Origin of the sequence: Sulfitobacter sp. (genome assembly GCF_036961165.1) — a bacterium.
In the GTDB taxonomy this organism is placed as follows: Bacteria; Pseudomonadota; Alphaproteobacteria; order Rhodobacterales; family Rhodobacteraceae; genus Sulfitobacter.
In genome coordinates, this window is record NZ_JBALVJ010000042.1 from 12327 (window position 1) to 34946 (window position 22620).

Below are 22620 nucleotides of genomic sequence, written 5' to 3' on the forward strand. Positions count from 1 at the left end.
GACGATACGATGAATATTAAATCTTTCATTCCAGTCGCCGGCGCCGCTGCCCTGCTGCCGACTTTTGCGCTAGCCCAAGATGCCGAAACCGCAGCAGTCACCGCCGAGATGGTCTGGATCATGAACACGCTGCTGTTCCTGATCGGCGGCTTTCTGGTTTTCTTCATGGCTGCAGGCTTTGCCATGCTCGAAGGCGGTCTGGTGCGTTCCAAGAACGTGACCATGCAGATGACGAAAAACGTCGCACTCTTCTCTATAGCCACGATCGCCTATTGGGCGTTCGGCTATAACCTGATGTACCCATTGGGCACATGGTCCATTGAAGGCGTCCTCTCCGGAGTGTTCGGCGTTGGTGTTCTCGAAGCGGTTGGCGTTGATATGGCCGGTGTTGACGATAGCGCTTACGCGTCCACCGGTTCCGACTTCTTCTTCCAGTTGATGTTCTGTGCGGCGACAGCCTCGATCGTTTCCGGCGCATTGGCCGAGCGGATCAAACTGTGGCCCTTCCTGTTCTTCGTAATCGTCCTGACAGGCATCATCTATCCGCTGCAAGCATCCTGGAAATGGGGCGGTGGCTTCCTTGACCAAATGGGCTTCCTTGATTTCGCAGGCTCCACTGTCGTGCACTCCGTTGGTGGCTGGGCCGCTCTGGCAGGCGCGCTGATCCTCGGACCGCGTATCGGCAAGTACAAAGATGGCCGCGTAAACCCTATGCCCGGCTCCAACCTTGCACTGGCGACACTGGGTATGTTCATCCTGTGGCTCGGCTGGTTCGGCTTTAACGGCGGCTCACAGCTGGCGATGGGTTCCATCGGTGATATCGCAGACGTGTCCCGCATCTTTGCCAACACAAATGCCGGTGCGGCTGGTGGTGCTGTTGTCGCCCTGATCCTGACGCAGGTTCTCTACAAAAAGCCTGACCTCACAATGATCCTGAACGGCGCACTGGCGGGCCTTGTGTCCATCACCGCAGAGCCGCTGACGCCAACACTTGGCATGGCGACCCTGATCGGTGGCATCGGCGGCGCGATCGTGGTCTTCGCGGTACCATTCCTCGATAAACTGAAGATCGACGATGTTGTCGGTGCAATCCCTGTGCACCTTTTCTGCGGCATCTGGGGCACCATCGCGGTTGTTCTCACCAACGGTGACGCAAGCCTCGGCACGCAACTCTACTCCATCCTGGTTGTCGGTATCTTCACCTTCGTCGTCTCCGGTGCGGTCTGGTTCATCCTGAAAGCAACTGTCGGCATCCGCGTCAGCGAAGAAGCCGAGATCATGGGTCTCGACACATCCGAGCTGGGCATGGAAGCCTACCCCGAGTTCACACGCGGGTAACACCAACTGCGCGGCCCCCGATCTTCTCCTCGGTGGGCCGCGCAAACTGCTGGAAATGAAAAGCCCCGCATCAGTTGATACGGGGCTTTTTGCTATTCAGAGATGTGGAAGGCTTAGATACCCGCGTCGACAATCGCTTTGGCAAGGATTGGAACGGTCTGGGCGTTAAGCCCCGCAATGTTCATCCGGCTGTCGCCCACCATGTAAATGCCGTGCTCAACCCGCAGTTTCTCTACCATCTCGGGCGACGTGCCCAGACGCGAGAACATGCCACGGTGCTGCGCCAGAAAACCGAAGCGGTCAGAGCCGGAAAAACGCTGCAATTCGGCCGCCAACTGGCTGCGCAGACCCAGCATGGATTGGCGCACAACCTCAAGCTCGGTCTGCCAATCCGCGCGCAGGGCCGGATCATTCAGGATCATTGTGACCAGACGCGCACCGTGGTCCGGCGGGAAGCTGAAGTTCTGGCGATTAAGATAGGCCAGCGTCCCCTGATTGAGCGCCTGCGCGCCCGCATTAGCGCTCACGACCATGAGCAGGCCTGTCCGCTCACGGTAGATACCGAAATTCTTAGAACAGCTCGCAGCAATGATGCACTCTGGCACCGCAGCGGCCACTTTGCGCGTGGCTGCGGCATCCTCGTCCAATCCCTCGCCAAAACCCTGATAGGCAATGTCGATCATCGGGGTTGCACCGGTCTCAAGCAGGACCTTGATCACTTCGTCCCATTCGGCACTATTAAGGTTCGCGCCTGTCGGGTTGTGGCAGCAGCCATGCAGAAGAACCACATCGCCCTTCTTGGCTGTCTTGAGATCCGCGATCAGACCATCAAAATCTACACCGCACGTTTCCTCGTCGAAATAACGGTAATGCACCACTTCAACGCCCAGATACCCCAACATAGAAATGTGGTTTGGCCACGTCGGATTAGAGACAAACACCCGCGCATCGGGGTTCGCCATTTGAATCAACTCAAAAGTCTGACGACAGGCCCCTGTGCCACCCGGCGTCGCCGCTGCTGCGATATTCGCGCGGGGCACGGCACCAGCCAGCACCAGATCAATCATCGCGTCACCAAAGGCTGGATCACCCGCCAGACCGGTATAAACCTTGCTGTCCTGCGTTTCCCAAAGCTGGTGCTCTGCCGCCTTGATCGCACGCATCACTGGCGTGAGGCCAGTCGCATCCTTGTAAACCCCGACACCAAGGTCAATTTTGGTGTCGCGCGGGTCTTCCTTGTACAACTGCATCAGGGCAAGAATTTTATCAGCAGGCTGCTGCTTCAGGGTCTCAAACATTACGCATCTCCGGTTGCGATTGGCACGGTCGGGAACATCCCCCACTCGGCCCATGATCCATCATAAAGGGCCCAGTCATGGTGCCCCAATCGTTCCAAGGCCAACGCCAGAACCGCCGCTGTCACACCAGACCCGCACGACGTGATAACAGGCTTACCCAGATCAACACCCGCGGCCTCGAATATAGCGCGGGTTTCATCGGGGGTTTTCATAGTCTGGTCGGCATTGAGCAAAGAACCGAATGGCACATTTCGCGACTTCGGGATGTGACCCGCGCGCAAGCCTTCGCGCGGGTCCGGCGCTTCTCCACGGAAACGTGCGGCCGCACGGGCATCCACAATCTGCGGAGCGCCCAGTTTTGACGCATGCGCCACCTGCGTAACATCCCGCACCAGATGGTTTTGGAAGCGAACGGTCATGTGACGATCACGCGGGATAGGTGGCATATCTTCTGTCGGACGTTCTTCAGCAAGCCACTTGGGAAAACCGCCATCCAGAACGGCAACGTTCTCGTGGCCCATCAGCCTAAACAGCCACCACACGCGGGGCGCCGACATGATTCCAGCGCCGTCATAAACAACAATCTGGTGTCCGTCACCCACGCCCATCGCACGCATGCGCGACATAAATTTCTCAACCGGCGGCGCCATATGCGGCAAGCTGGATCGCGCGTCAGAGATTTCATCAATATCAAAGAACCGCGCACCCGGGATATGAGTTGCGTCATATTCGGCCTTCGGATCGCGTTCTTCCGTGGGCAGATACCAAGACGAATCAATAACCCGAAGATCAGGATCTTTTAGATGTTTCGCCAACCATTCGGTTGAGACCAGCGTTTTAGGATCTTCCGCCATTTCGTGCCCCTGACAAGTGTTTACTTTGCCTAGCTGTCTGGGGTGAGTCTGGCAAGGGCAGGAGGCATTTGCCACCCGCCCCAAAAGGCAATTTAGTCCAACTTGTTGCGGATCATGCTGACCACGGCCAGAACGGCACCGCCGCCGATACCACCACCAGCTACTTGTGTAATGATCGAACCAATGTCCAGACCGCCAGTTGCGGCGCCCGCACCAGTTACCATACCGAGGATCGTGCCGCCGAGGCCACCACCTACGATACCCGAAATAGAGTTAATCAATGTGCCTTGATTAATACCACCAATTGGTGCCTTGATTAGTACCACCAATTGCTTTGCCCGTGACGTTACCGCCCAAGGCACCCGAAATCAGGCCAATCAAAAGTTCCATGTTATATTCCCTGCACCGCAAAATTTCCAAAATGTCCTCGGTGCGGCTAACCAAGAATGAACAAACGCTATCACGAGCTCGTCAATCGGTTACGGGGAATTAGCAGCTAGGCCTCTCAGCCGTGGTCCTTAAGCAGGCGGGATTTCTGGCGAGACCAATCGCGCTTGGCTGCGTCTTCACGCTTGTCGTGCAGCTTCTTACCCTTGGCGATGCCGATCTTAATCTTCGCCATGCCACGATGGTTGAAATACATCACCATCGGGACAAGGGTCATCCCCTTGCGCTGGGTCGCGTTCCACATCTCTGCCAATTGCTTGCGGCTTACCAGAAGTTTGCGGCGGCGGCGTTCTTCATGGCCGAAGGTTTTAGCCTGCTTGTAGGGCGCGATATAGCTGTTCACTAACCACAGCTCACCATCTTCCACCGCAGCATAGCTTTCCGCGATGTTGGAGCCGCCCATGCGCAGGGACTTCACCTCGGAACCCTCAAGCATGATGCCACATTCCACATCATCCTCGATCGCATAATCAAACCGCGCACGGCGATTTTCTGCGATGACCTTATAGTTAGGGTCGGACTTCGATGATAATTTTACCTGTGCCATGAACAGCGATGTAGGGCGCTAATGGCCTTCACGCAAGGGCATGACCTCAACGCAGCCCTTCACGTGCCAGATATTTCGCTAGATCAAGGATAATCTGGCCCCGTGCCTGCGCGATGGCAGCAGGACCGCCCTTGGCGTCATAGGCTAGGCTAAGATCAAAAAGACCCGAACGCTCGCGGCCCTCGTATACCCCTACAAAATACTGACCCGTTACCCGGAAAATCCCATCCGTTCCAGCAACCAGATCGGTAAACCGGACGTCCAGCGTGGCCGCCGCCGCTTCCTCGAACGGCCACGGCTCTGACGCGATGCGCGCGCGCGTCAGCCTTGCAAGGTTCCGGCTCAGCTCAAGCCCGACAGCCCGATCAGGCGAATCTGCCCATAGCACCTTAGATGTGATCAACGTGCCGTCCGGCGCCTGCTGGGCAATCTCATCGGCCGAGGCGTAGCTGGGCAAAGAAACGTCCTTCACCTCAACCGAACGATATTCAATGCGCACTGTTTCGGAAATGGCGGGCAGTTGCACCGCAATACGGTCCGGCGTGCCGCAAGCGGCCAAGAAAGCCAGCGCGGCAGCGGCGGCAAGTGGTTTGATCAGTGTCATGTTATCTTCCCAGCAGCAGAGAATTAGGATTACGTTCGATTGTGCGCGCCAGTTTCTCCAGCGCGCCGGCAGCTTGTTGAATGTCGCGCAGCGTTGCTTCGACAGAACGGCTTAGCTCGTCGCCGCGATCATAGCCTTCGATGGTGCGACCCGCCTGCACGAAAAGCGCATTGAGGCGGTCGATCACCTGCGGCAGATCTCTGGACGAAACGGCTATACTATCCGCAGCATTGCGCGCCGAGGCCAGCGTTTGGTTCACGTTCTCCACCGCGCCCCCTTCGCGCAACTCGCGCAGGGTAGCGTTCAGTTGATCCAAGGCACCTGACAACGCCACTGGTAATTGCGCCGTCTCCGGGCTGCTCACCAGTGCCTCAGCCGAGCTGGTGAGCGAGGTCAGTTCCTGAATTAGAACATCAAACTCAAGTGATGCAGCCTTGGACGCGACAGTCTGAATGTCCGTAATCAGCTCCGGCACCCCTTCGACCGAAGAAGTAACCGCTTCGGCAGCATCCGCAGCTGCAGTGAGCGTTTTACCCAATGTCTCAGCGATGCGCTGCTTCTCCAGCTCGGCGACCAACCCCTCAACCCGAGTGAGTGTTGCATTCAGCGCCACCGGAATATTCTTGACGTCATCCGAGGTTACGATCCCTGACAGATCGCTCAGCAGAGTGCTCACGTCGGCGGGGACTTTTTGCAGATCGTCGTTGGACATCAGCAATTCGGCCGAGTTCATGACGTTGATCGCACTGTTCAGCAGCTCTTCGATGGGCAGGTTGTTGATCCGCGTGAACACACCTTCCACAGTCGCCGCCGCATCCGACGTCTCGCTCTTGGTGGTCTGCATGACGGGCATATCAATACCTGTTGCACTCAGCCTCGCAGGGTCCGCATCAGGCACCTCTACCATCTCGACCTTAAGCCCACCTGTCAGTAGACTGGCAGAGGCCAGCCGCGCACGCAGGCCGTTCGCAACCCGATCCTGCAACAGGCTCAGGGCTGCGGCCGCCGACACGTCACCCGGAAGGCCAAGGCGCGCAGGCTGGATCGACAGCACCACATTCAACCGCACACGGCTGTCGCCAAACTGGTTAAAGTCCACGATGCCCGACAGGCTTTCGACCGAACCGATGCGGAAACCGCTCAGCTCCACCGATGCGCCTACGGCAAGGCCGGAAATGTTCTCATCGAAAATCACGCTAATCCGAAGCGGATCAACTTCGGAACTGGTGAAAAGACTGGTGCGTGCGGTTTCCTTGTCTTCGAAAACCTCGAAAACTTCACCGTCTTGCGCGGGGCCGCCGCCTGACACAAAGGTGTCAAAGGTGATCCCACCGCCGACCAGTGTTGCCAGCGATGAAAAGTCGATCTCGGCGCCGGACGGGCCAACGGAGAAACTGAACCCCGATGTATCCCAAAAACGCGTGGCCGAGCTGATCAGGTTGCGATGCTCTTCGTAGATCAACCCTTCGGTGATGGCATAGGCGCCACTGCGCGAAATTTGGGCGCGACCCACCTGCCCCACCTGAATACCGCGAAACAGGATTGGCGCGTTATCGGTCAGCGATCCGTTTGCCGTGGAGCGGAAGGCGATCTGCAAACCGCTTTTACCCGGCTGGATCAAAGGAGCCACATCCGAACCTTTGAACGTGCTTGCCGCCACACCGATTTCACTGTCCCAAGAGCCTTCGATGTAGACACCGCTTAGGACTGTGCTCAGCCCGCTAACGCCTTGTGCAGTCACTTCGGGTTGCACGATCCAGAAGACCGAGCTTGCGTCGACGTAGGGCGCGATGTCCTTGTGCAAGCGAATATGAACTTCAACTTGCTCCAACCCCTCACCAAAGCCCACCTCTTCGACTTTACCCACTTCGATGTCGCGATATTTGAGCTTTGTCTCACCAGCCGAAATTCCAGACCCGTCAGTAAATTTAACGATGATGACCGGTCCACGCGCCGAGTATGACTGCCATGCCACGCCAAAGGCGACCACAAGTGCCAGAAGCGGAATAATCCAGATGAAGGATGCCCCAGAAAGCACGCTTTGGCGCACTGTCGTGATCTCAACAGGAGGAGGAGTGTTAGCCATTATCTGAAGCCTCGTTGTCATTGGGTTGCGCATCCCAAATCATGCGCGGGTCGAATGCCTGAGCAGACAACATGGTAAAAATCACCGATAGAGCAAAGAAAAACGCCGCAGGGCCCGGAGTGATCGTTGCAAGGCCCTTGAGTTGCACCAGAGCCGACAAAATGGCAACGACAAAGATATCGATCATGGACCAGCGCCCGATGTACTCGACCACTTCATACATCAGCAAGCGCCGGTGCGAGGCAAAGCCGCGCGATTGACGGACGCTGACAGCCAAAAACGCGATGGCCCAGAATTTCCCAAGCGGAATCACAACAGAAGCCACCAGAATGATCGCCGCGATCCCGTAAGCACCGTGATGGGCCAGATCAACCGCGCCGCCGATGATGGTGCTTTCATCCACTGAAAACAGCTGGCGGGTGCGCAGCATCGGGTACAAGTTGGCCGGAAAATAGCACATCAACCCGACAAGCCACAGCGCCCAAACCCGCTGCAAGCTATTCTTGTCGCGCGAAACAAGGCGCGCGCCACAGCGCCCACAGTCCGCTGTTCCCAACGGCCATGCGCGCCCGCAACGGGTGCACGCGACAAGCCCCGCCTCACGGGCGGTCACTGTCCTTTGGGATGTTCCAGAGATTTCCATACAGACCACTTACACATAAAACTGTCCTGTCCGATAACCAGAACCACCAAAACGCCAAACATCCAGAACGCAGGACCAAAACTAACCGTCGCTAAGTCCGCAACTTTCACCAGCGCGACCGCACAACCAAGCGCAAAAATCTCAGCCATGGACCACGGGCGCATCGCCTCGGACAGGCGGAAGGCAGAGATCGCATGGCGCGCGGGCGGGCGATCCAGCACAACAGGTACAAGCACATACACCGTCAACAGCATCCGCAGCAGAGGCACAAACAGGATGAAGCCTGCCGTCATCAGCGCCAGCACCAACAGCGGCCCTTCGGTGAAGGACAGCGCCGCGTCAATGATCGAGACTGAATTGCTCCGCCCCGCCGCCGAGATCTGCAAGAAGGGAAAGACGCTAGCTGCGGTGATCAGCACCACCACCGCCACCGCAACGGCAATGATCTGCATCCCAGCCTTGCGGCGTGGCGCGATCAGCACCTTGTGGCAACGCGAGCACACGGCGCGCTCACCGTTGCCAGGACGCTCAAGCTGGTAGGTCGCATCGCACACAGGGCAGACAATTAGCTCTTCCAGCGATGCATGGGAAAGATCAACGGCGTCATGCATCAGGCACATATAGCGCTATTTATAGCAGGGGACACTGTCATTTACCGCCATGGCAGGTTTGCAACAACTGCTCAGCCTGTGATGGCGCGCCTTTCAGCGGCGCTATAACCAAGGCCCTCAAGCACCGCATCGGTTTCAGCGCCAACGGCACTCGGTGGGTTGGGCGCGCCCGCAGCACTGCGACTGAACCGAGGCGCGGGGGCGGCCTGCATCACGCCACCCGACGTAATAAACGTGCCCCTTTCGGCCATATGCGGATGAAACTGCGCTTCCGAAAACGTTAGCACAGGGGCCACGCAAGCATCACTACCCGCAAAGGTTTCCGACCACTCATCCCTCCTGCGCTGCGCAAAGGCTTTTGCATAAAGCGCATGCCGCTCGGGCCAATGGGCGGTTTCATTCTGGCTTGCCTGATGCTCGGCCGGCAGACCGGCATTCTCCAGCAGCAGCGCGTGAAACTGCGGCTCTAACGCACCGACCGAAACATACCCCCCACAGGCGCAGGTATAGCAGCGGTAGAACGGTGCGCCGCCATCCAGCCAGTTTGTGCCGCGCGCTTCGCTCCATTTACCTTGCGCCAACATGGCGTGGATCAAGCCCATCATCGCAGGAACGCCGTCAACCATGGCAGCATCAACGACTTGGCCCTTGCCTGAAACGCCCCGTTCGATCACCGCGCTTAGAATACCCAACAGCAGAAACATCGTGCCACCGCCATAGTCCGCCACCAGATTGAGCGGTGGTACCGGCGCGCGGTCCGCATTGCCCATCGCATGCAGCGCACCAGTCAGCGCGAGGTAGTTGATATCATGCCCAGCCGTTTGCGCCAGCGGTCCGTCCTGCCCCCAGCCGGTCATCCGCGCGTAGATCAACCGTTCGGGACATGCATTAGGCCCCAACCCCAAACGCTCCATCACGCCAGGGCGAAATCCTTCAATCAATACTTCACTGGCGGCGATCAGGCGCTGAGCCGCAGCCAGCCCCGTGTCGCTTTTGAGGTCAAGCACGACAGATTTCTTGCCGCGCCGATTGATATCAGTCGGGTTGGCAGGCGCGGCTCTCCGGTCCACCGTAATCACCTCTGCGCCTAAATCAGCCAGCAACTGCCCAGCCAAAGGCGCTGGCCCAAGGCCCGAAAACTCAACAATCTTCAACGAAGCAAGCGGTCCCGTCATCATACAACTCCCGGCAGCATCACTTCCCGTGCGCCTTCTTCAAAATCCTTGAGCGACAGAGACCAGACGACACCGGGCCAGCGCAGCTCCATCTCTTTTTTACGGGGACGGTAAACAGCCGTATATAGCGTGCCGAACCCGTGACTAAACGCCGTCGAATAAAGCGGCGGGCGCATGAATGCGTTGATGAATTTCTCTTCGGGATCCTGATGCAGCCGCAACCGCTGAAGCAGGAAACGCTCCCGCTCGACCGTGGCGGTAAAGCGGGCGTGGCTGATCCATTCGACGTTTTCCTGATGGTTCGTCGCCACCGCCGCATGGGTGATAATCGCGGGCCGGTCAGGCGCCATCATTACGGTGAGGTAGTCGCGTTTGCGGTCCAGCACGGTGACGTTATAGCTCATGTGTGTTGGTACGCGGGCCAGCACCTCTCCTGCCTCTTGCGCGGTTTCGCAGGTTTGCAAGACGTAGCGCAGGATTAGCGGCACGCCGAACCCCTCCCCCACGACCCGCCTGCCGCCAAAGGTAAGCGAGATTGATAGCCCCTTGTCATTCACGCCGTCCACCAGCCCCCAAAGCCCGTCCGAGGTACCCATCACGGCACGCCCCATCCACCGCGTGCGCAACACGAGGCTGTCAAAAGCCTTTGGGTTATAGTCGTAATTACGTACCAGCACTGGCTGCTTGCCAGCCCAGACAGCCTGAGAACAGCTCGCCAGATAGGGCGGCGGCGTATAAAAGCTCAGGAAGCGCGCCGCGTGATCGCCGCCACCCGCCAGCTCACACAGCTCTTCGTAAAGCGGCACCATCTCTGGCATATGGGTCCGCAGCGCACGCAGGCTTGCGGCATAGGTCGGGCGGGCGGTCTCACCTTCTTTGAGCCACCACGCCCGATAGTCGGACCAATATTCGCGGAAAAGCCCGGCCCATTTGGGGCCGGGCAAATCCTCAGAGATCGCGCGCCAATACATAGCGGCCTTTCTAACGGATTTTTCTTACAGGATCTTGAACGCCGGATCAGACAGCAGCGGATCAGCCGAGGCCACCGGAAGCGGCTTGCCTTCTACCGCGCTTTTGATCCCGTGAATCCACTTTTTCGCACGCTCATTCAACTGGAAGCTTTTCGTCATGGAGCGACCGCGCGTCACAAGGATGCCAATGTCGGCCCCTTCATAGCGGTAATCACCCGGTTGCAGGATACGCAGGAAGAAGGCTTCATTCTCGCTCTCGACCGCGCGCCGGTGATAGTCGAAACGATCCCACACAACCGAGCCGTCTTCGCGCATCTTGTAGATGCCTGTCTCAGGCGCTTCGGTGCAAATATCAACGCTGTCCTTGGTGTGCTTGATCACCATCTGGCTCCAGCTGTCGATGTTGTCCGGCTCCGCCCAACGCGCATTCAATTCATCGACGTCGAGCTGGAATTTCTTCTTGGAGAACTCCAGCAGGTGGAACAAGAACAACGGCGCATCTGCGTGGGCAAAGGCCGCGTGGTTCGTCATCGAAGACGCCCCCGTGATCCGTGGGTTCAATTCACCCAGCCAAAGATCACCAGTCTTTTTATCAATCAGAAAGTCGAGCTCGAAATAACCGCGATAGCCTTCTTTACGCAGCTGCTCGCCAAACTTAAATGTCAGGTCACGCGCCTTTTGGCGCACCTTTGGCGGAAAGGCGGTGGACAGGATTTCGTTGCCGCACCAGCCGCCCCGATAAGGCGTAAGTTCGTTAAAGCCGACAAGTTCGGTCATCAACGGTCCAACGATGGTGCCTTCTTTGGTCGCACAAGCTTCGATCGCTGCACCACGGCAACTGATCCGCTTCATGATTTTGATCTCGCCTTCGCCGATGATCTCGGACTGGTGGCGGCGGAAGTCTGCTTCGTTCTTGATGAAGAAAGTGGTGTGACCACTGTCACCAAAGGCCGATTGCAGCACCAGATCATGCCCAAGGCCTGCTTTATCACAGGTCTCGCGCAGGTTTTCGTAGCTAGTCACCTCCGCCAGCGTATTTGGCACCGAAGGCACGCCAGCCTTATTGCCTATCCGCACGGTTTCGATCTTGTTGTCCATCTTTGTGCGCAGCTTGGCCTTGGGGAACCACACATCCGCGCCCAGCTCTTTTGACAGACGCTCTGTCTCTTCGTCGAACATCAAGAAGACGAATTTTGGCTTGCCGCCGCGCTTTTTGATGAAGTCGATGACTTCTTTGTGCTGAAGCAGATAGTTGTTGATGTCCTCGATGGACTGGAACTCTGCATGCGGCTGCTCAGACGGGCAGAACACGTTCGGGTGCTTGCCGCCGTAACAGTCAATGTAGCAGATGTATTTGAAATTCTTTACCCATTCATCAAGACCCAACAGGTTAAAGTTGGTCGCCGAGATGAAATAGATCGGATCTTCGTTGCGGTGAAAGAACCGGCGGATTTCAGAAATGTTTCTCAGAACGGTAGCCATTGGTATGCTCCTTGTCTTGATAATTAAGCCGAGGCTTTCTTGGATGATTTTACGGGTGGTACGGTCGCGCCCTCCAACGCTTCCTGCGTAAAGACGCGCAAGCCCAGATCGGGCCGATAGCCGTGGATTTCGCTCACGTCGAGCGCGCGCATGAACGACAGGATTTCCTGACTGATCACCTGCCCCGGAACAAGAATGGGAAAACCGGGCGGATAAGGTATGATAAAACTGGCCGAAACAATTGTCTCGCCCTGCGTCATCGCTTCTTTCAGCGATCCGTCAAGCTCAAGATAATCGCAGTTCTTGTCATTGTAAGCGAGGAAGAACGCCTTACGAATGTCCCCTTCACGGCTGTTCCCGCTTTCCAGAAACGCTTTGTGAAAGCGGCTGAAGTCCGGCAACGGCGGGCAGTTTTCCAGCAAGTTGTGGACCCGCCTGTCAAAGGCCAGCTTCTCCATGCCGGACGCGTCATCGTTCAATTCATCCAGTGATTTTGCAATCTCGACCAGCACTTCGATCAGGTAGGCCACGCTAGAGCGTGTTGTCCCGATGTTGGTCATGAACAGAACTGTATTGCGCGAGGTTTTGTTGATCTGGATGCCGTATTTATCCATCAAGACCTTGTTCTTGAAGGTATCGCCATCCCAGCCTGTACCACCGACCAGCAGTGTCACGCGGCTCGCATCCAGCACGAATTCATCACGCTCCCAGCAATCCCACAGATCGGTCCAGCCTTGCTCTGCATCGTAATAGCTGGTCACGCCACTTTCGCGGTGCTCTTCGGGGATCATATCGCCCGCGGTCAGCACCTTGAAATACTTCTTCAACAGCGGATGGTCAGAAATCGCGCGGCGCATGGACATGGCTGCTTCGATCTGGCGTTGGACAAACTCGAAACCCTCAAGCTCAACCTGTCTTCGACCAACATCGAGCGATGCAATGATCTGGTAGTTCGGAGAGGTCGAAGTGTGGGTCATGTAAGCTTCGTGGAAGCTCTGCTCTACCTCGCCCTTAAAGTCCTGATCGTTGACATGGATCATCGAACCCTGCCGAAGCGATGTTAGCGTCTTATGCGTCGATTGCGTTGAGTACGCCCGCACCCGCGCGGTGGGCGGCGGAATCAGCCGCGTCTTAATCAGGGTTTCGTGATCCGCTCCTTTCAGCTCTTCTTGCTGCGCCTCATAGGCGTCGCGGTGCGCAACTGTCTTGAACTTGGCACGCAGAACGTTGGCAGCGTTCATTGCTGTACGCTGGCGGTACGTGGGATTGAAGCGCGCAAAGGCGAACCACGCCTCGTCCCAGAGGAAGATCAGGTCCGGCTTGATCGCCAGACATTCCTGCATCACGCGCTCAACGTTATAAACCAGTCCGTCAAAGGTGCAGTTCGTCAGCAGCAGCATCCGCACACGGTCCAGCTTACCCTGCGCCTTCATCTCCAGAAGGCGCTCTTTGATCTCTGACAGCGGCACGGCACCATACATCGAATATTTGCTGAGCGGGTAGCTATCAAGATAGCTCACCTGCGCGCCGGCCAGCACCATGCCGTAGTGGTGGGATTTGTGGCAATCGCGGTCCACCAGCACAATATCACCCGGCTGCAACAACGCCTGCACGACAATCTTGTTACAGGTCGATGTGCCGTTGGTCGCAAAGAACGTCTGCTTGGACCCGAACGCGCGCGACGCAAGCTCTTGCGCTTCCTTAATCGGGCCGCTGGGCTCCAGCAGGCTGTCGAGCCCGCCAGACGTGGCAGAGGTTTCCGCCAGAAAGATATTCGGCCCGTAAAACGCGCCCATGTCCTGAATCCAGTGAGATCGGGTGATGGACTTGCCGCGGCTGATCGGCATCGCGTGGAAAACGCCGGTCGGCTGCTTGGAGTATTCTACCAGCGCCGTAAAGAACGGTGATTTGTTCCGCGCCTGCACGCCACGCAGAATGTTCAGGTGCAGCTCCATGAAGTCTTCGGAGTTGTAAAAGACACGTCTGCAAATCCCCAGATCAAGGCCCGCGATATCTTCGACCGACCGTTCCGTTACCAGATAGGCATCCAGTTCTGGCCGGACCTTTGCGATCATGCGGCACAGCTCGGGGCCGTAGTTTTCCGGTGGGATCACGTCGATTTCCTCACGGCCACCGGCACGGGCGAGGTAGCGATGTAGAATTTCTTCGACCTTGTCCGAATGCAGCACCAACCCGGGGCGCACTACGATGGCTTGAATATTGTGGTTGAACAGCACCGCGATCAGCGCATCCTCAATCGACGGAACAACTACGGCTTCGTAGATAAACTGGTCTTCGGCGCGGCGCATACCGGTCACGTTGGTCTTGAGCCAGCGCTCCTGATGCTCATTAACGCTATCGACGACCAGCACTTCAAAATACGGCTTGGATAACGCCCGCATCTCAAGGCTTTGGTGGGCCTCGTCATCCTGTTCATCCTGATCGACGCTGTCGCGCTCAAGCGGGATGTGGCGGCGGCGGTACGCACCAGTGGTCAGCGCCCGTGTAATACGGTTCACGGCAAAGCTGACATCGTCAAGCTTACCCTGATCGAAATGCCGCCGGATCAGTGAAAAGGCATGTTTGCCCGGAAAAGCCCAATAGGCTTCCATCGTTCCAAGTGAGTCGAAAAGATTTTCAATAGTGCCGCGTAGCTGTGACGCTTCGCCGGCACTAGGGCTACGGGTCAGTGCGCTTGTCGCTTCGCGCAGGGCGCTCCAACGGTCGGATCGCAGCTGTATCGCTGACGAATAGTCTCTCATCGCATGCATCGGTCGTTCTCCGCTGAGTAAACGCGGCCGGGGTGTGCGATGAGGGCAGGACAAGTATGGCGCCAGTCCCGCCTGCATACAACCCTAGCCGCTGGATGTATCATTCACCGACGACCCGGTCAGAATACCGGGTTTGACGGGGGGGGTCGGCATTGCCGTGACTGGCGCGCCGGTGGGTACGATTTCCTCCGTTGGTATAGCAGTACCTGCAGAGGGGTTTGGCAAAGGCTCGTCCGGGAAGGCAGGCAGCACTTTGTGGGCAAATCCGGGATTAATGTCCGAACCCGTTGACAGCTGAGGGTACGGCACCCGCATCTCGGGCGTCAGCGTATCAATGCCTGCTTTAGTCCCCTTGTGAGGTATCTCGAGCGGTCCCAGCGTTTTGAGGTATTCATCTGTGCCACTGGCGCGGTCATAAACAGAGAAATCCGTCGACCGGTCGCGGAAAGATTTGAGCACTTGGCCCAGACCTTTCATACCGGTTTCCCGCTGACGTCGCACCATATCGAGGTCGATCTCGATTGGAAACATATCCTCTTGGCCGCCCGATTGGTGCAACACCATCGAAGTAGGATCAACCACACAGGATTTGCCGATACCACCCGCGCCCAGACCATTCACATCAATGACATAGCATTGGAACTGCACGGCAGTTGCACGGGCGATGGCAAGCTCGGCATCGCGGTCCGTCGTGCCGGTCAGCACCGGGTGTAGCAACACTTCGACGCCCTGCGATGTCAGTTGACGGGTGGTTTCAGGGAACCACATATCGTAACAAATCGACAGGCCGAAGCGGCCAACATCCGGCACATCGAACACGCAAAATTCAGTACCCGCCGCGACGCCGGCCTCATAAGGGCGGAATGGGAACATCTTGGCATACCGGCGGATGATCTCGCCCTGCGGGTTGATTACGACGGAGGTATTATAGGTACGTCCGTCTTCCGGATCGGTGATAAACATCGATCCGGGGATCAGCCAGACATGGTGCTTAACCGCAGCAGCCTGAAAACGTTCCAGCGTTTCGTTTTCCGGCGGCAAGGCGTATTGGTCCAGCGGGCCAAATGCCGCCAGTTCGGAAAACAGGACCATCTGGGTCCATGGAAAGCGTATCATCAGGAGGTCGAGACGCTGAAGCATCCCATCAACGTTTGATTCGAGGGCATTGACATGCATTTGCACGCCAGCAATTGCGAAAGGGGTCATAACTGTTCACTCCAGAAACAACGGCTCTGGCCGTTTAAAATGGTCTTTACGCCCTTTATAACAAGAGTGGAACCATTCAAACGGGCTTCTGCCGTAACGGAGCAACACATCACATATGTCATCATTGCACGGGTAATTTCATGCCGCCGCCATCTTGCGAGGAGCGCGCGCATTCCGGCCCCTCTGTAACATCACAACCCCTGCCAACAGCAGCAACGCAGGCAAGAACATCAGATACTTGCTTGGTTGCGGCTCTGGTTTAAGCACGCGAAGCACCTCCTGATCCCAATCAAGCCCAGCACCCTGCGCCGCAGAGTTATAGGCCACGTCATCAATGATCAGTTTATCGCCATCCTGCCGGAAAACCAGACCTGCGTTATCAAGCCGTTCTTCGCCGGTAGCCCCTTCACCCATCGGCAAAAGCGCCACAAATTCCAACGGATCACCCAGATCGTTCACACCCGACACACGCAGGCGCAGAGTCTCGCCCGCTGGCGTATCCTGTGCCGCCTGCGCGATCTCAGCAGCGGCGACCTCGGAATAGGGCGGCACGATCATGTCCATCCAGAACCCTGGACGGAACAACGTGAAAGCAATCAGCAGTAGGGCAATCGTTTCGTAAAAACGGTTTTTGGCAAGGAACCAACCTTGGGTCGCCGCCGCAAAGAGCAGCATGGCAACCGTAGCCACGATAAAGACGAATATGCCCTGCGCCCACGTCACGTTGATCAGCAATAGCTCGGTGTTGAAGATAAATAGGAACGGAAGCGCCGCCGTGCGCAGCGAGTAGAAGAATGCAACTACGCCGGTTTTGATCGGATCACCGCCCGAAACAGCCGCCGCCGCAAAGGAAGCAAGCCCAACCGGTGGCGTCACATCCGCCATGATACCGAAGTAGAAAACGAACAGGTGGACAGCAATCAACGGCACAATCAGACCGTTCTGCTGGCCAAGAGTCACAATCACAGGCGCCAACAGCGCGGACACAACAATGTAGTTCGCTGTGGTCGGCAGGCCCATCCCTAGGATCAAAGACAGTACAGCCGTCAGCGCAAGAATGGCGAGGATATTACCGCCCGACAGTACTTCTACCACATCAGCAAGGGCCGCACCTACGCCTGTCTGGCTCACGGAGCCGACAATGATACCCGCCGTCGCTGTTGCAATACCGATCCCAATCATGTTGCGCGCGCCGGTAACCAAACCGTCAACCAAGTCCAGCAGCCCGTCCTTGATATCATTGCCAAGCTGGCTCTGCCCACGAAAGATTGCCATGAGCGGGCGTTGGGTAACCAGAATAAACACCATGTAGGACGTCGCCCAAAACGCTGACAGGCCGGGCGATAGACGATCAATCATCAGCGCCCAGACCAGCACCACAACCGGCAAGATGAAATGCAATCCCGAGCGGATCGTCGGACCCGGCAACGGAAGCGTTGTCACTGGCGCCTCCGGGTCATCCAGCTCAAGCGGCTTTTCCTTCGAGGCGACATAAAGAAGCCCCGTGTACACAGAGGTCAGGAAGACAAAGATGATGTAGCCAGCGGTCTCGGGGAACGCGGGACGAATCCAGCCCATCAGGTAATAGACACCAAAGCTCAGCGCGCAGATCACAGCGATGGTAAACGCAATAGACATAAGCCATGCGACCCATGGCTTTGGCACTGTCGCGCGCGGAAGCCCTTCCATGCCGGCCTTCAGCGCCTCAAGGTGCACGATATAGACAAGCGCGATGTAGGAAATCACCGCAGGCAGAAACGCATGTTTGACCACATCGAAGTAGGGAATGCCCACATATTCAACCATCAAGAAGGCCGCAGCCCCCATAACAGGCGGCATGATTTGGCCGTTGACCGATGAGGCCACCTCAACCGCGCCAGCCTTTTCAGAGCTGAAGCCCACTTTCTTCATCAGCGGGATCGTGAACGTCCCCGTTGTCACCACGTTCGCGATAGAAGAACCGGAGATCAGCCCCGTCATGGCAGAGGACACGACAGCGGCCTTAGCCGGTCCGCCCTTCATATGCCCCATCAGGCTGAACGCCACTTGGATGAAATAGTTGCCCGCGCCTGCGCGGTCGAGCAATGAGCCGAACAACACAAACAGGAACACGAACGAGGTCGAAACACCCAGCGCGATGCCGAACACACCCTCGGTGGTGATCCACTGATGGTTCACGATCTCGGACAGGCTGTTGCCTTTGTGGGCAATGATGCTGGGCATATTCGGCCCCAACACAGTGTACATAAGAAAGACCGAAGCAACGATCATCAGCGCAGGACCCAAAGCCCGACGCGTCGCCTCAAGAAGGATCATAATGCCGATCACCGCGACCACATAGTCCTGCATAATCGGCGCACCGACGCGGTCTGCAATGTCTCGGTAGAAGAAGAACAGATAAAGCGCCGCAAGTGCGCCAGCGATGGCCAGCGCCCATTCCCAAACCGGAATGCGCGACTTGGGTGAGCCAAGAACAACGGTGGCCGCGACAGCAATGGCGGGGATCGGAATCCACCAGACGGCAACTCCGTCTTTGGCAGCGACCATAAACAGAGCCGCAAGGGCCAAAGGCACCACGATGCCCAGAGTGATTTGAAATTTTGTGCGCGCGGCAGGGAAGGCAAGAATGCCAAGGAATACAGCAAATCCAAGATGGATAGAGCGGGCCAGCGTGTCGTTGAACAGACCGAAGGGAGAGGCAATATAAAGCTGGAACAAGGACCATGCCAACGCTGTCAGCATCAACAAAACGCCTACCGGACCACCTACTGACCGTCCGCCCGTATCAGAGGAGGCGACAAGTTCGTCAAGCTCGGTTTGGTCCAGTCCACCGCGCCCTGCGGCTTCGGCTTCTACAGCTGCTGCTTGTTGTTGGTCCGTCATGACAATGTCCCCTGTTGAATGCCGCACCTTTCAAGGCGCGTGCTGGTCTTCGCGTTTGAACGCGAAGCCGTCAGAGCGGCAGATAGACCTATCCGCCGCTCTGTTTAGTCATAGTCGCGGTGCTTATTCGATCCAGCCACGCTCTTTGTAGTACTTCGCAGCGCCGTCATGCAGTGGCGCAGACAAACCAGCAGAAATCATGTCTTCTTCTTTCAGGTCTGCGAAAGCAGGGTGCAGACCTTTGAAGCGGTCAAAGTTATCAAACACAGCTTTGACAGTCTGATAGATTGTCTCTTCGTCCACATCTGAAGAGGACACAAACGTCGCCTTCACACCAAAGGTGTTCACATCGGCATCCGTGCCTTTGTACATGCCGCCGGGAACGGTGGCTGCCGCATAGAACGGATTATCGTTGATCAGCCCGTCAATCTCGGGACCGGCAACAGTGATCAGCTCGGCATCAATTGTGGAAACCGCTTCCTGGATGGAGCCGTTGGGGTGGCCAACCGTGTAGATGATCGCATCGACTTTGTTATCGCCCAGCGCCGCGGCCTGCTCGGCCGGCTTCAGCTCGGACGCCAGTGCGAAGTCATCAAGCGTCCAACCTTTGGCCGCCATCACAACTTCCATCGTTGCACGCTGGCCGGAGCCAGGGTTGCCGATGTTGACGCGCTTGCCCTTGAGATCATCGAACGCTTTGATGCCGCTGTCTTTGCGCGCGATCACGTTAAACGGCTCACCATGCACGGAGAACACCGCGCGCAGCTTGTCAAACTTGTCACCCTCGAATTTAGATGTGCCATTATACGCGTGATGCTGCCAGTCAGACTGGGCCACACCCATGTCCATATCACCCGCCTTGATGGCGTTGATGTTGGCAATCGAACCACCTGTCGATGGCGCGGTACACTTCAAACCGTGATCGGCAGAACCGCGGTTAACCAAGCGGCAGATCGACTGGCCCACAACAAAGTAAACACCGGTCTGACCACCCGTACCGATAGTGATGAATTTCTCTTGCGCAAAGGACGCAGTTCCCGCCAGCATCGCGCCGGCAAAGGCTCCTGCAACGGTCATCGTCTTGAACATTTTCATAGTGAAATCTCCCGTTTTTATACTTAAGCGCGGCGAGGGTCGCCGCCTCGTCTTTTTGGAAATCCTGTGAAACTCCGCCACCCACGATGCTGTGGGTTGGCTCCAATTTCGCCAAATATCCGCTCCGGTTTCAGCGCCTTTTTTGGCGCTTTCTCCGAAATCCTGTTTAAGCCTAGGCAGCTTTTCAAAAATGAGCAAGCATTCCCTCATGGTTAACCCGATTTCCCTGCATGCCGTTGATTATAAATATTTTTCCAGTGTTTATTGTGCCGATTTATTGCGAAAACAGAATCGGATTGACCCAAATAACAGTCACGTCAACTGCTCCGCTAACCCTTGCCAAGCCGCCGCTTAATACGCTCTAAACCTATGCACGCTATCCAACCCAGATTATTCCGGAGACCTGAATGCAAGATTTGTCCAACCTCACCCGTTTCAGTACCTTTGCGGGGGTGGTGGTTCTTGCTGTCATCAGCCTTATTGCGACGCTTGTCTGGTCGGGGTGGTTTGTGCTGCCGCTCGTGTTCTTCGGGGCGCTGTCAGCCTTGGGAATTCAAGATGTCCGGCAGCCTTCGCATTCGATCCTGCGCAACTATCCGGTGCTCGGACACATGCGGTTTTTGTTCGAAGGTATCCGGCCCGAGATCCGCCAGTACCTGATTGAAAACGATCAGGACGAGGAACCATTTAGCCGAGATGCACGATCACTTGTCTACCAACGCGCGAAGGGGCAAGAGGACGCCCGCCCTTTTGGTACGCGGATGCGAGTCTATGATGCAGGCTATAGCTGGGTCACCCATTCGGTGCAGCCGAAGCACATTACTGACACGGATTTCCGCATCACCATCGGCGGCAAGGAGTGCAAGCAGCCGTATCTTGCCTCCATCTATAATATCTCTGCGATGAGCTTTGGCTCACTCTCGGCGAATGCGATTTCCGCGTTGAACAAGGGCGCGGCAAAGGGTGGGTTTGCCCATGATACAGGCGAGGGCGGGATCAGCCGCTATCACCGCGAAGCAGGCGGCGACCTGATCTACGAGATTGGGTCTGGCTATTTCGGCTGCCGGACCGAGGATGGACAGTTCAGCCCTGAGAAATTCGCGGAGCAAGCGGCGAGCGACCAGATCAAAATGGTTGAGGTGAAACTGTCTCAGGGGGCAAAGCCCGGTCATGGCGGGATGCTTCCTGCGGCGAAGATAACCGAAGAAATCTCGGAAGCGCGCGGCGTGCCGATGGGTCAGGACTGTATCTCTCCCGCGTCACATTCTGCCTTTTCGACACCGCTCGAGATGATGGAGTTTTTGGGCAAGTTGAGAGAGCTGTCAGGCGGTAAGCCGGTAGGCTTCAAGCTGTGTATTGGTCACCAGCGCGAGTTTATGTGCATGGTTAAAGCCATGCTCGTCACCGGCATTATCCCGGACTTTATCGTGGTAGACGGCACCGAAGGTGGCACAGGTGCTGCCCCGCTGGAGTTTGCCAACCACGTCGGTATGCCGATGGTCGAAGGGCTGACCTTTGTGCATAACACCCTGCGGGGCGCGGGTATTCGCGACCAGATCAAACTGGGCGCAGCGGGCAAGATAGTCTCGGCCTTTGATATCGCACGCGCTTTGGCGCTGGGGGCGGATTGGTGCAACTCCGCACGCGGCTTTATGTTTGCGATAGGCTGCATTCAGGCGCAGGCCTGCCACACAAACCACTGCCCCGTAGGCGTTGCCACGCAAGATCCGCTGCGCGCACGTGCGCTTGATCCGCTTCACAAATCGGTGCGGGTAGCGCGCTTTCACCGCAACACGCTCAAAGCATTGGGTGAGATGACGGGTGCCGCAGGCCTTTCCCAACCAACTGATTTCTTGCCCCACCACCTGATGCAGCGGCAGTCTGACCGTTCGATGGTGCAGGGCAATCAGGCGTTCCCGTACCTGCCAGAAGGGTTTCTGGTAGACGATCATGCCGCAGATCACATGGGTTATAAAGATCGCTGGTCCCGCGCCAATGCCGAGACCTTTAATCCGCCGGAATATGTCTAGCGCAATCAAGCAGGGCAAAGGCCGCCTCCAGCCTTTCGGGTGCTTCGGTCACCACCCGCCCCCCCAGCGCGCAGCGTGTAACCAACGTGCCGGGCGGCGGCATCTGGGCATCGCGGGCGGTACCAACAATATTGGTACCGTGCATCATGTAGGTTTGTGAGGCAATCGGAAGCGATGCATAGCCCTGCCATAGGGCCAGATCGACAGCTCCGCCGAACAAGCCTTTCGCCATCAACCGCACTTGCAGTTGCCCTTTCTTCGGCGCCCCGCTCAGCATCCAGATATGGCCACTAAAACCGTCTTGGGGTGTTTGAGCACCCACAACTTCGGTGCCGCCGATCTGGAGCAGGTCCGCTTCATCGAACGCGCCAACCAATTGGGCGAAACCCTGCCATTCGATCCGGCGCAGCTTTGTAGTGATAACCTGTGCACCGCTCCAGAAACCGCTGACCGCCACGGCCTGCCCTGCTTTCACATTGATATTGGGAGGCAGATGCACCTGCGTTCCCATCACCTTTGCCGAAGCCTGAAGTGGTCCGGCAAAATTGGACAGCGTGCTAAGATGTATCCAACCCGAAC

18 protein-coding genes are annotated in these 22620 nt (G+C 57.0%); 2 read left to right on the plus strand and 16 right to left on the minus strand.

The genetic code is table 11. From position 1 onward, the window contains the following. Positions 1 to 9: 9 nt before the first annotated feature. The gene (locus V7730_RS15700; RefSeq protein WP_335748545.1) at positions 10 to 1338 is read left to right on the plus strand and encodes an ammonium transporter; all 1329 of its coding nucleotides are present in this window, start codon (positions 10 to 12) and stop codon (positions 1336 to 1338) included. Positions 1339 to 1451: 113 nt separating this feature from the next. Here V7730_RS15700 and V7730_RS15705 read toward each other — a convergent pair whose 3' ends face one another. The 15 genes from V7730_RS15705 to V7730_RS15775 form a co-directional block, all read right to left on the minus strand. Continuing rightward, positions 1452 to 2636: an amino acid aminotransferase gene (locus V7730_RS15705; protein ID WP_335748546.1), complete on the minus strand. Its 1185-nt coding sequence runs from the start codon at positions 2634 to 2636 to the stop codon at positions 1452 to 1454. Continuing rightward, positions 2636 to 3490, minus strand: a complete 855-nt coding sequence (gene sseA / locus V7730_RS15710) for a 3-mercaptopyruvate sulfurtransferase (RefSeq protein WP_335748547.1) — start codon at positions 3488 to 3490, stop codon at positions 2636 to 2638. Before sseA ends, V7730_RS15705 begins: the two co-directional genes overlap by 1 nt. Positions 3491 to 3582: 92 nt before the next feature. Further along, positions 3583 to 3771 (minus strand): hypothetical protein, encoded by a 189-nt coding sequence (locus V7730_RS15715; RefSeq protein ID WP_335748548.1) that lies wholly within the window; start codon positions 3769 to 3771, stop codon positions 3583 to 3585. 224 nt (positions 3772 to 3995) lie between these two features. Next, positions 3996 to 4484, minus strand: coding sequence for an SsrA-binding protein SmpB (smpB, locus tag V7730_RS15720; RefSeq protein WP_335748549.1), 489 nt, complete (start codon positions 4482 to 4484; stop codon positions 3996 to 3998). A gap of 46 nt (positions 4485 to 4530) precedes the next feature. After that, positions 4531 to 5088 (minus strand): PqiC family protein, encoded by a 558-nt coding sequence (locus V7730_RS15725; protein ID WP_335748550.1) that lies wholly within the window; start codon positions 5086 to 5088, stop codon positions 4531 to 4533. 1 nt (position 5089) lies between these two features. Next, positions 5090 to 7174: an MlaD family protein gene (locus V7730_RS15730; protein WP_335748551.1), complete on the minus strand. Its 2085-nt coding sequence runs from the start codon at positions 7172 to 7174 to the stop codon at positions 5090 to 5092. Next, entirely contained in the window at positions 7167 to 7817 is a 651-nt protein-coding gene (locus V7730_RS15735) for a paraquat-inducible protein A (RefSeq protein WP_335748552.1), read from the minus strand. Before V7730_RS15735 ends, V7730_RS15730 begins: the two co-directional genes overlap by 8 nt. Then, on the minus strand, positions 7784 to 8428 hold the full coding sequence (locus V7730_RS15740; protein ID WP_335748553.1) for a paraquat-inducible protein A: 645 nt from the start codon (positions 8426 to 8428) through the stop codon (positions 7784 to 7786). Before V7730_RS15740 ends, V7730_RS15735 begins: the two co-directional genes overlap by 34 nt. Before the next feature lie 71 nt (positions 8429 to 8499). Continuing rightward, on the minus strand, positions 8500 to 9603 hold the full coding sequence (locus tag V7730_RS15745) for a CaiB/BaiF CoA transferase family protein (RefSeq protein ID WP_335748554.1): 1104 nt from the start codon (positions 9601 to 9603) through the stop codon (positions 8500 to 8502). After that, a complete protein-coding gene (locus V7730_RS15750) occupies positions 9603 to 10574 on the minus strand; it encodes a C45 family peptidase (RefSeq protein WP_335748555.1) in 972 nt (323 codons plus the stop codon). The genes V7730_RS15745 and V7730_RS15750 overlap by 1 nt, the downstream gene beginning before the upstream one ends. A 24-nt stretch (positions 10575 to 10598) precedes the next feature. Then, positions 10599 to 12056 carry a biotin carboxylase gene (locus tag V7730_RS15755; protein ID WP_335748556.1) on the minus strand — a complete coding sequence of 486 codons (1458 nt, stop codon included), beginning with the start codon at positions 12054 to 12056 and terminating at the stop codon, positions 10599 to 10601. A 23-nt stretch (positions 12057 to 12079) separates the two neighbouring features. Next, positions 12080 to 14827, minus strand: coding sequence for an aminotransferase class I/II-fold pyridoxal phosphate-dependent enzyme (locus tag V7730_RS15760; RefSeq protein ID WP_335748557.1), 2748 nt, complete (start codon positions 14825 to 14827; stop codon positions 12080 to 12082). Between the two features lie 84 nt (positions 14828 to 14911). Further along, a complete protein-coding gene (locus V7730_RS15765; protein WP_335748558.1) occupies positions 14912 to 16033 on the minus strand; it encodes a carbon-nitrogen hydrolase family protein in 1122 nt (373 codons plus the stop codon). 138 nt (positions 16034 to 16171) lie between these two features. Continuing rightward, a complete protein-coding gene (locus tag V7730_RS15770) occupies positions 16172 to 18916 on the minus strand; it encodes a TRAP transporter permease (protein ID WP_335748559.1) in 2745 nt (914 codons plus the stop codon). Positions 18917 to 19039: 123 nt separating this feature from the next. After that, positions 19040 to 20011 carry a TAXI family TRAP transporter solute-binding subunit gene (locus tag V7730_RS15775; RefSeq protein ID WP_335748560.1) on the minus strand — a complete coding sequence of 324 codons (972 nt, stop codon included), beginning with the start codon at positions 20009 to 20011 and terminating at the stop codon, positions 19040 to 19042. A gap of 407 nt (positions 20012 to 20418) precedes the next feature. On the opposite strand from V7730_RS15775, the gene V7730_RS15780 reads away from it, so the two are divergent. Next, entirely contained in the window at positions 20419 to 22041 is a 1623-nt protein-coding gene (locus V7730_RS15780; protein WP_335748561.1) for an FMN-binding glutamate synthase family protein, read from the plus strand. Here the strand turns inward: V7730_RS15780 and V7730_RS15785 are convergent. After that, on the minus strand, positions 22019 to 22620 hold a 602-nt coding region (locus V7730_RS15785), incomplete at its 5' end, for a hypothetical protein (protein WP_335748562.1). The two genes, V7730_RS15780 and V7730_RS15785, sit on opposite strands and share 23 nt — an antisense overlap.

Excerpts from the sequence above, each read along its gene's own strand:
- V7730_RS15750 (WP_335748555.1), bottom strand. The coding sequence starts at position 10,574 with ATGTATTGGCGCGCGATCTCTGAGGATTTGCCCGGCCCCAAATGGGCC.
- sseA (WP_335748547.1), bottom strand. The coding sequence starts at position 3,490 with ATGGCGGAAGATCCTAAAACGCTGGTCTCAACCGAATGGTTGGCGAAA.
- V7730_RS15730 (WP_335748551.1), bottom strand. The coding sequence starts at position 7,174 with ATGGCTAACACTCCTCCTCCTGTTGAGATCACGACAGTGCGCCAAAGC.
- V7730_RS15775 (WP_335748560.1), bottom strand. The coding sequence starts at position 20,011 with ATGAAAATGTTCAAGACGATGACCGTTGCAGGAGCCTTTGCCGGCGCG.
- V7730_RS15780 (WP_335748561.1), top strand. The coding sequence starts at position 20,419 with ATGCAAGATTTGTCCAACCTCACCCGTTTCAGTACCTTTGCGGGGGTG.
- V7730_RS15755 (WP_335748556.1), bottom strand. The coding sequence starts at position 12,056 with ATGGCTACCGTTCTGAGAAACATTTCTGAAATCCGCCGGTTCTTTCAC.
- V7730_RS15745 (WP_335748554.1), bottom strand. The coding sequence starts at position 9,603 with ATGACGGGACCGCTTGCTTCGTTGAAGATTGTTGAGTTTTCGGGCCTT.
- V7730_RS15700 (WP_335748545.1), top strand. The coding sequence starts at position 10 with ATGAATATTAAATCTTTCATTCCAGTCGCCGGCGCCGCTGCCCTGCTG.
- V7730_RS15765 (WP_335748558.1), bottom strand. The coding sequence starts at position 16,033 with ATGACCCCTTTCGCAATTGCTGGCGTGCAAATGCATGTCAATGCCCTC.
- smpB (WP_335748549.1), bottom strand. The coding sequence starts at position 4,484 with ATGGCACAGGTAAAATTATCATCGAAGTCCGACCCTAACTATAAGGTC.
- V7730_RS15735 (WP_335748552.1), bottom strand. The coding sequence starts at position 7,817 with ATGGAAATCTCTGGAACATCCCAAAGGACAGTGACCGCCCGTGAGGCG.
- V7730_RS15725 (WP_335748550.1), bottom strand. The coding sequence starts at position 5,088 with ATGACACTGATCAAACCACTTGCCGCCGCTGCCGCGCTGGCTTTCTTG.
- V7730_RS15740 (WP_335748553.1), bottom strand. The coding sequence starts at position 8,428 with ATGCATGACGCCGTTGATCTTTCCCATGCATCGCTGGAAGAGCTAATT.
- V7730_RS15705 (WP_335748546.1), bottom strand. The coding sequence starts at position 2,636 with ATGTTTGAGACCCTGAAGCAGCAGCCTGCTGATAAAATTCTTGCCCTG.
- V7730_RS15770 (WP_335748559.1), bottom strand. The coding sequence starts at position 18,916 with ATGACGGACCAACAACAAGCAGCAGCTGTAGAAGCCGAAGCCGCAGGG.
- V7730_RS15760 (WP_335748557.1), bottom strand. The coding sequence starts at position 14,827 with ATGCATGCGATGAGAGACTATTCGTCAGCGATACAGCTGCGATCCGAC.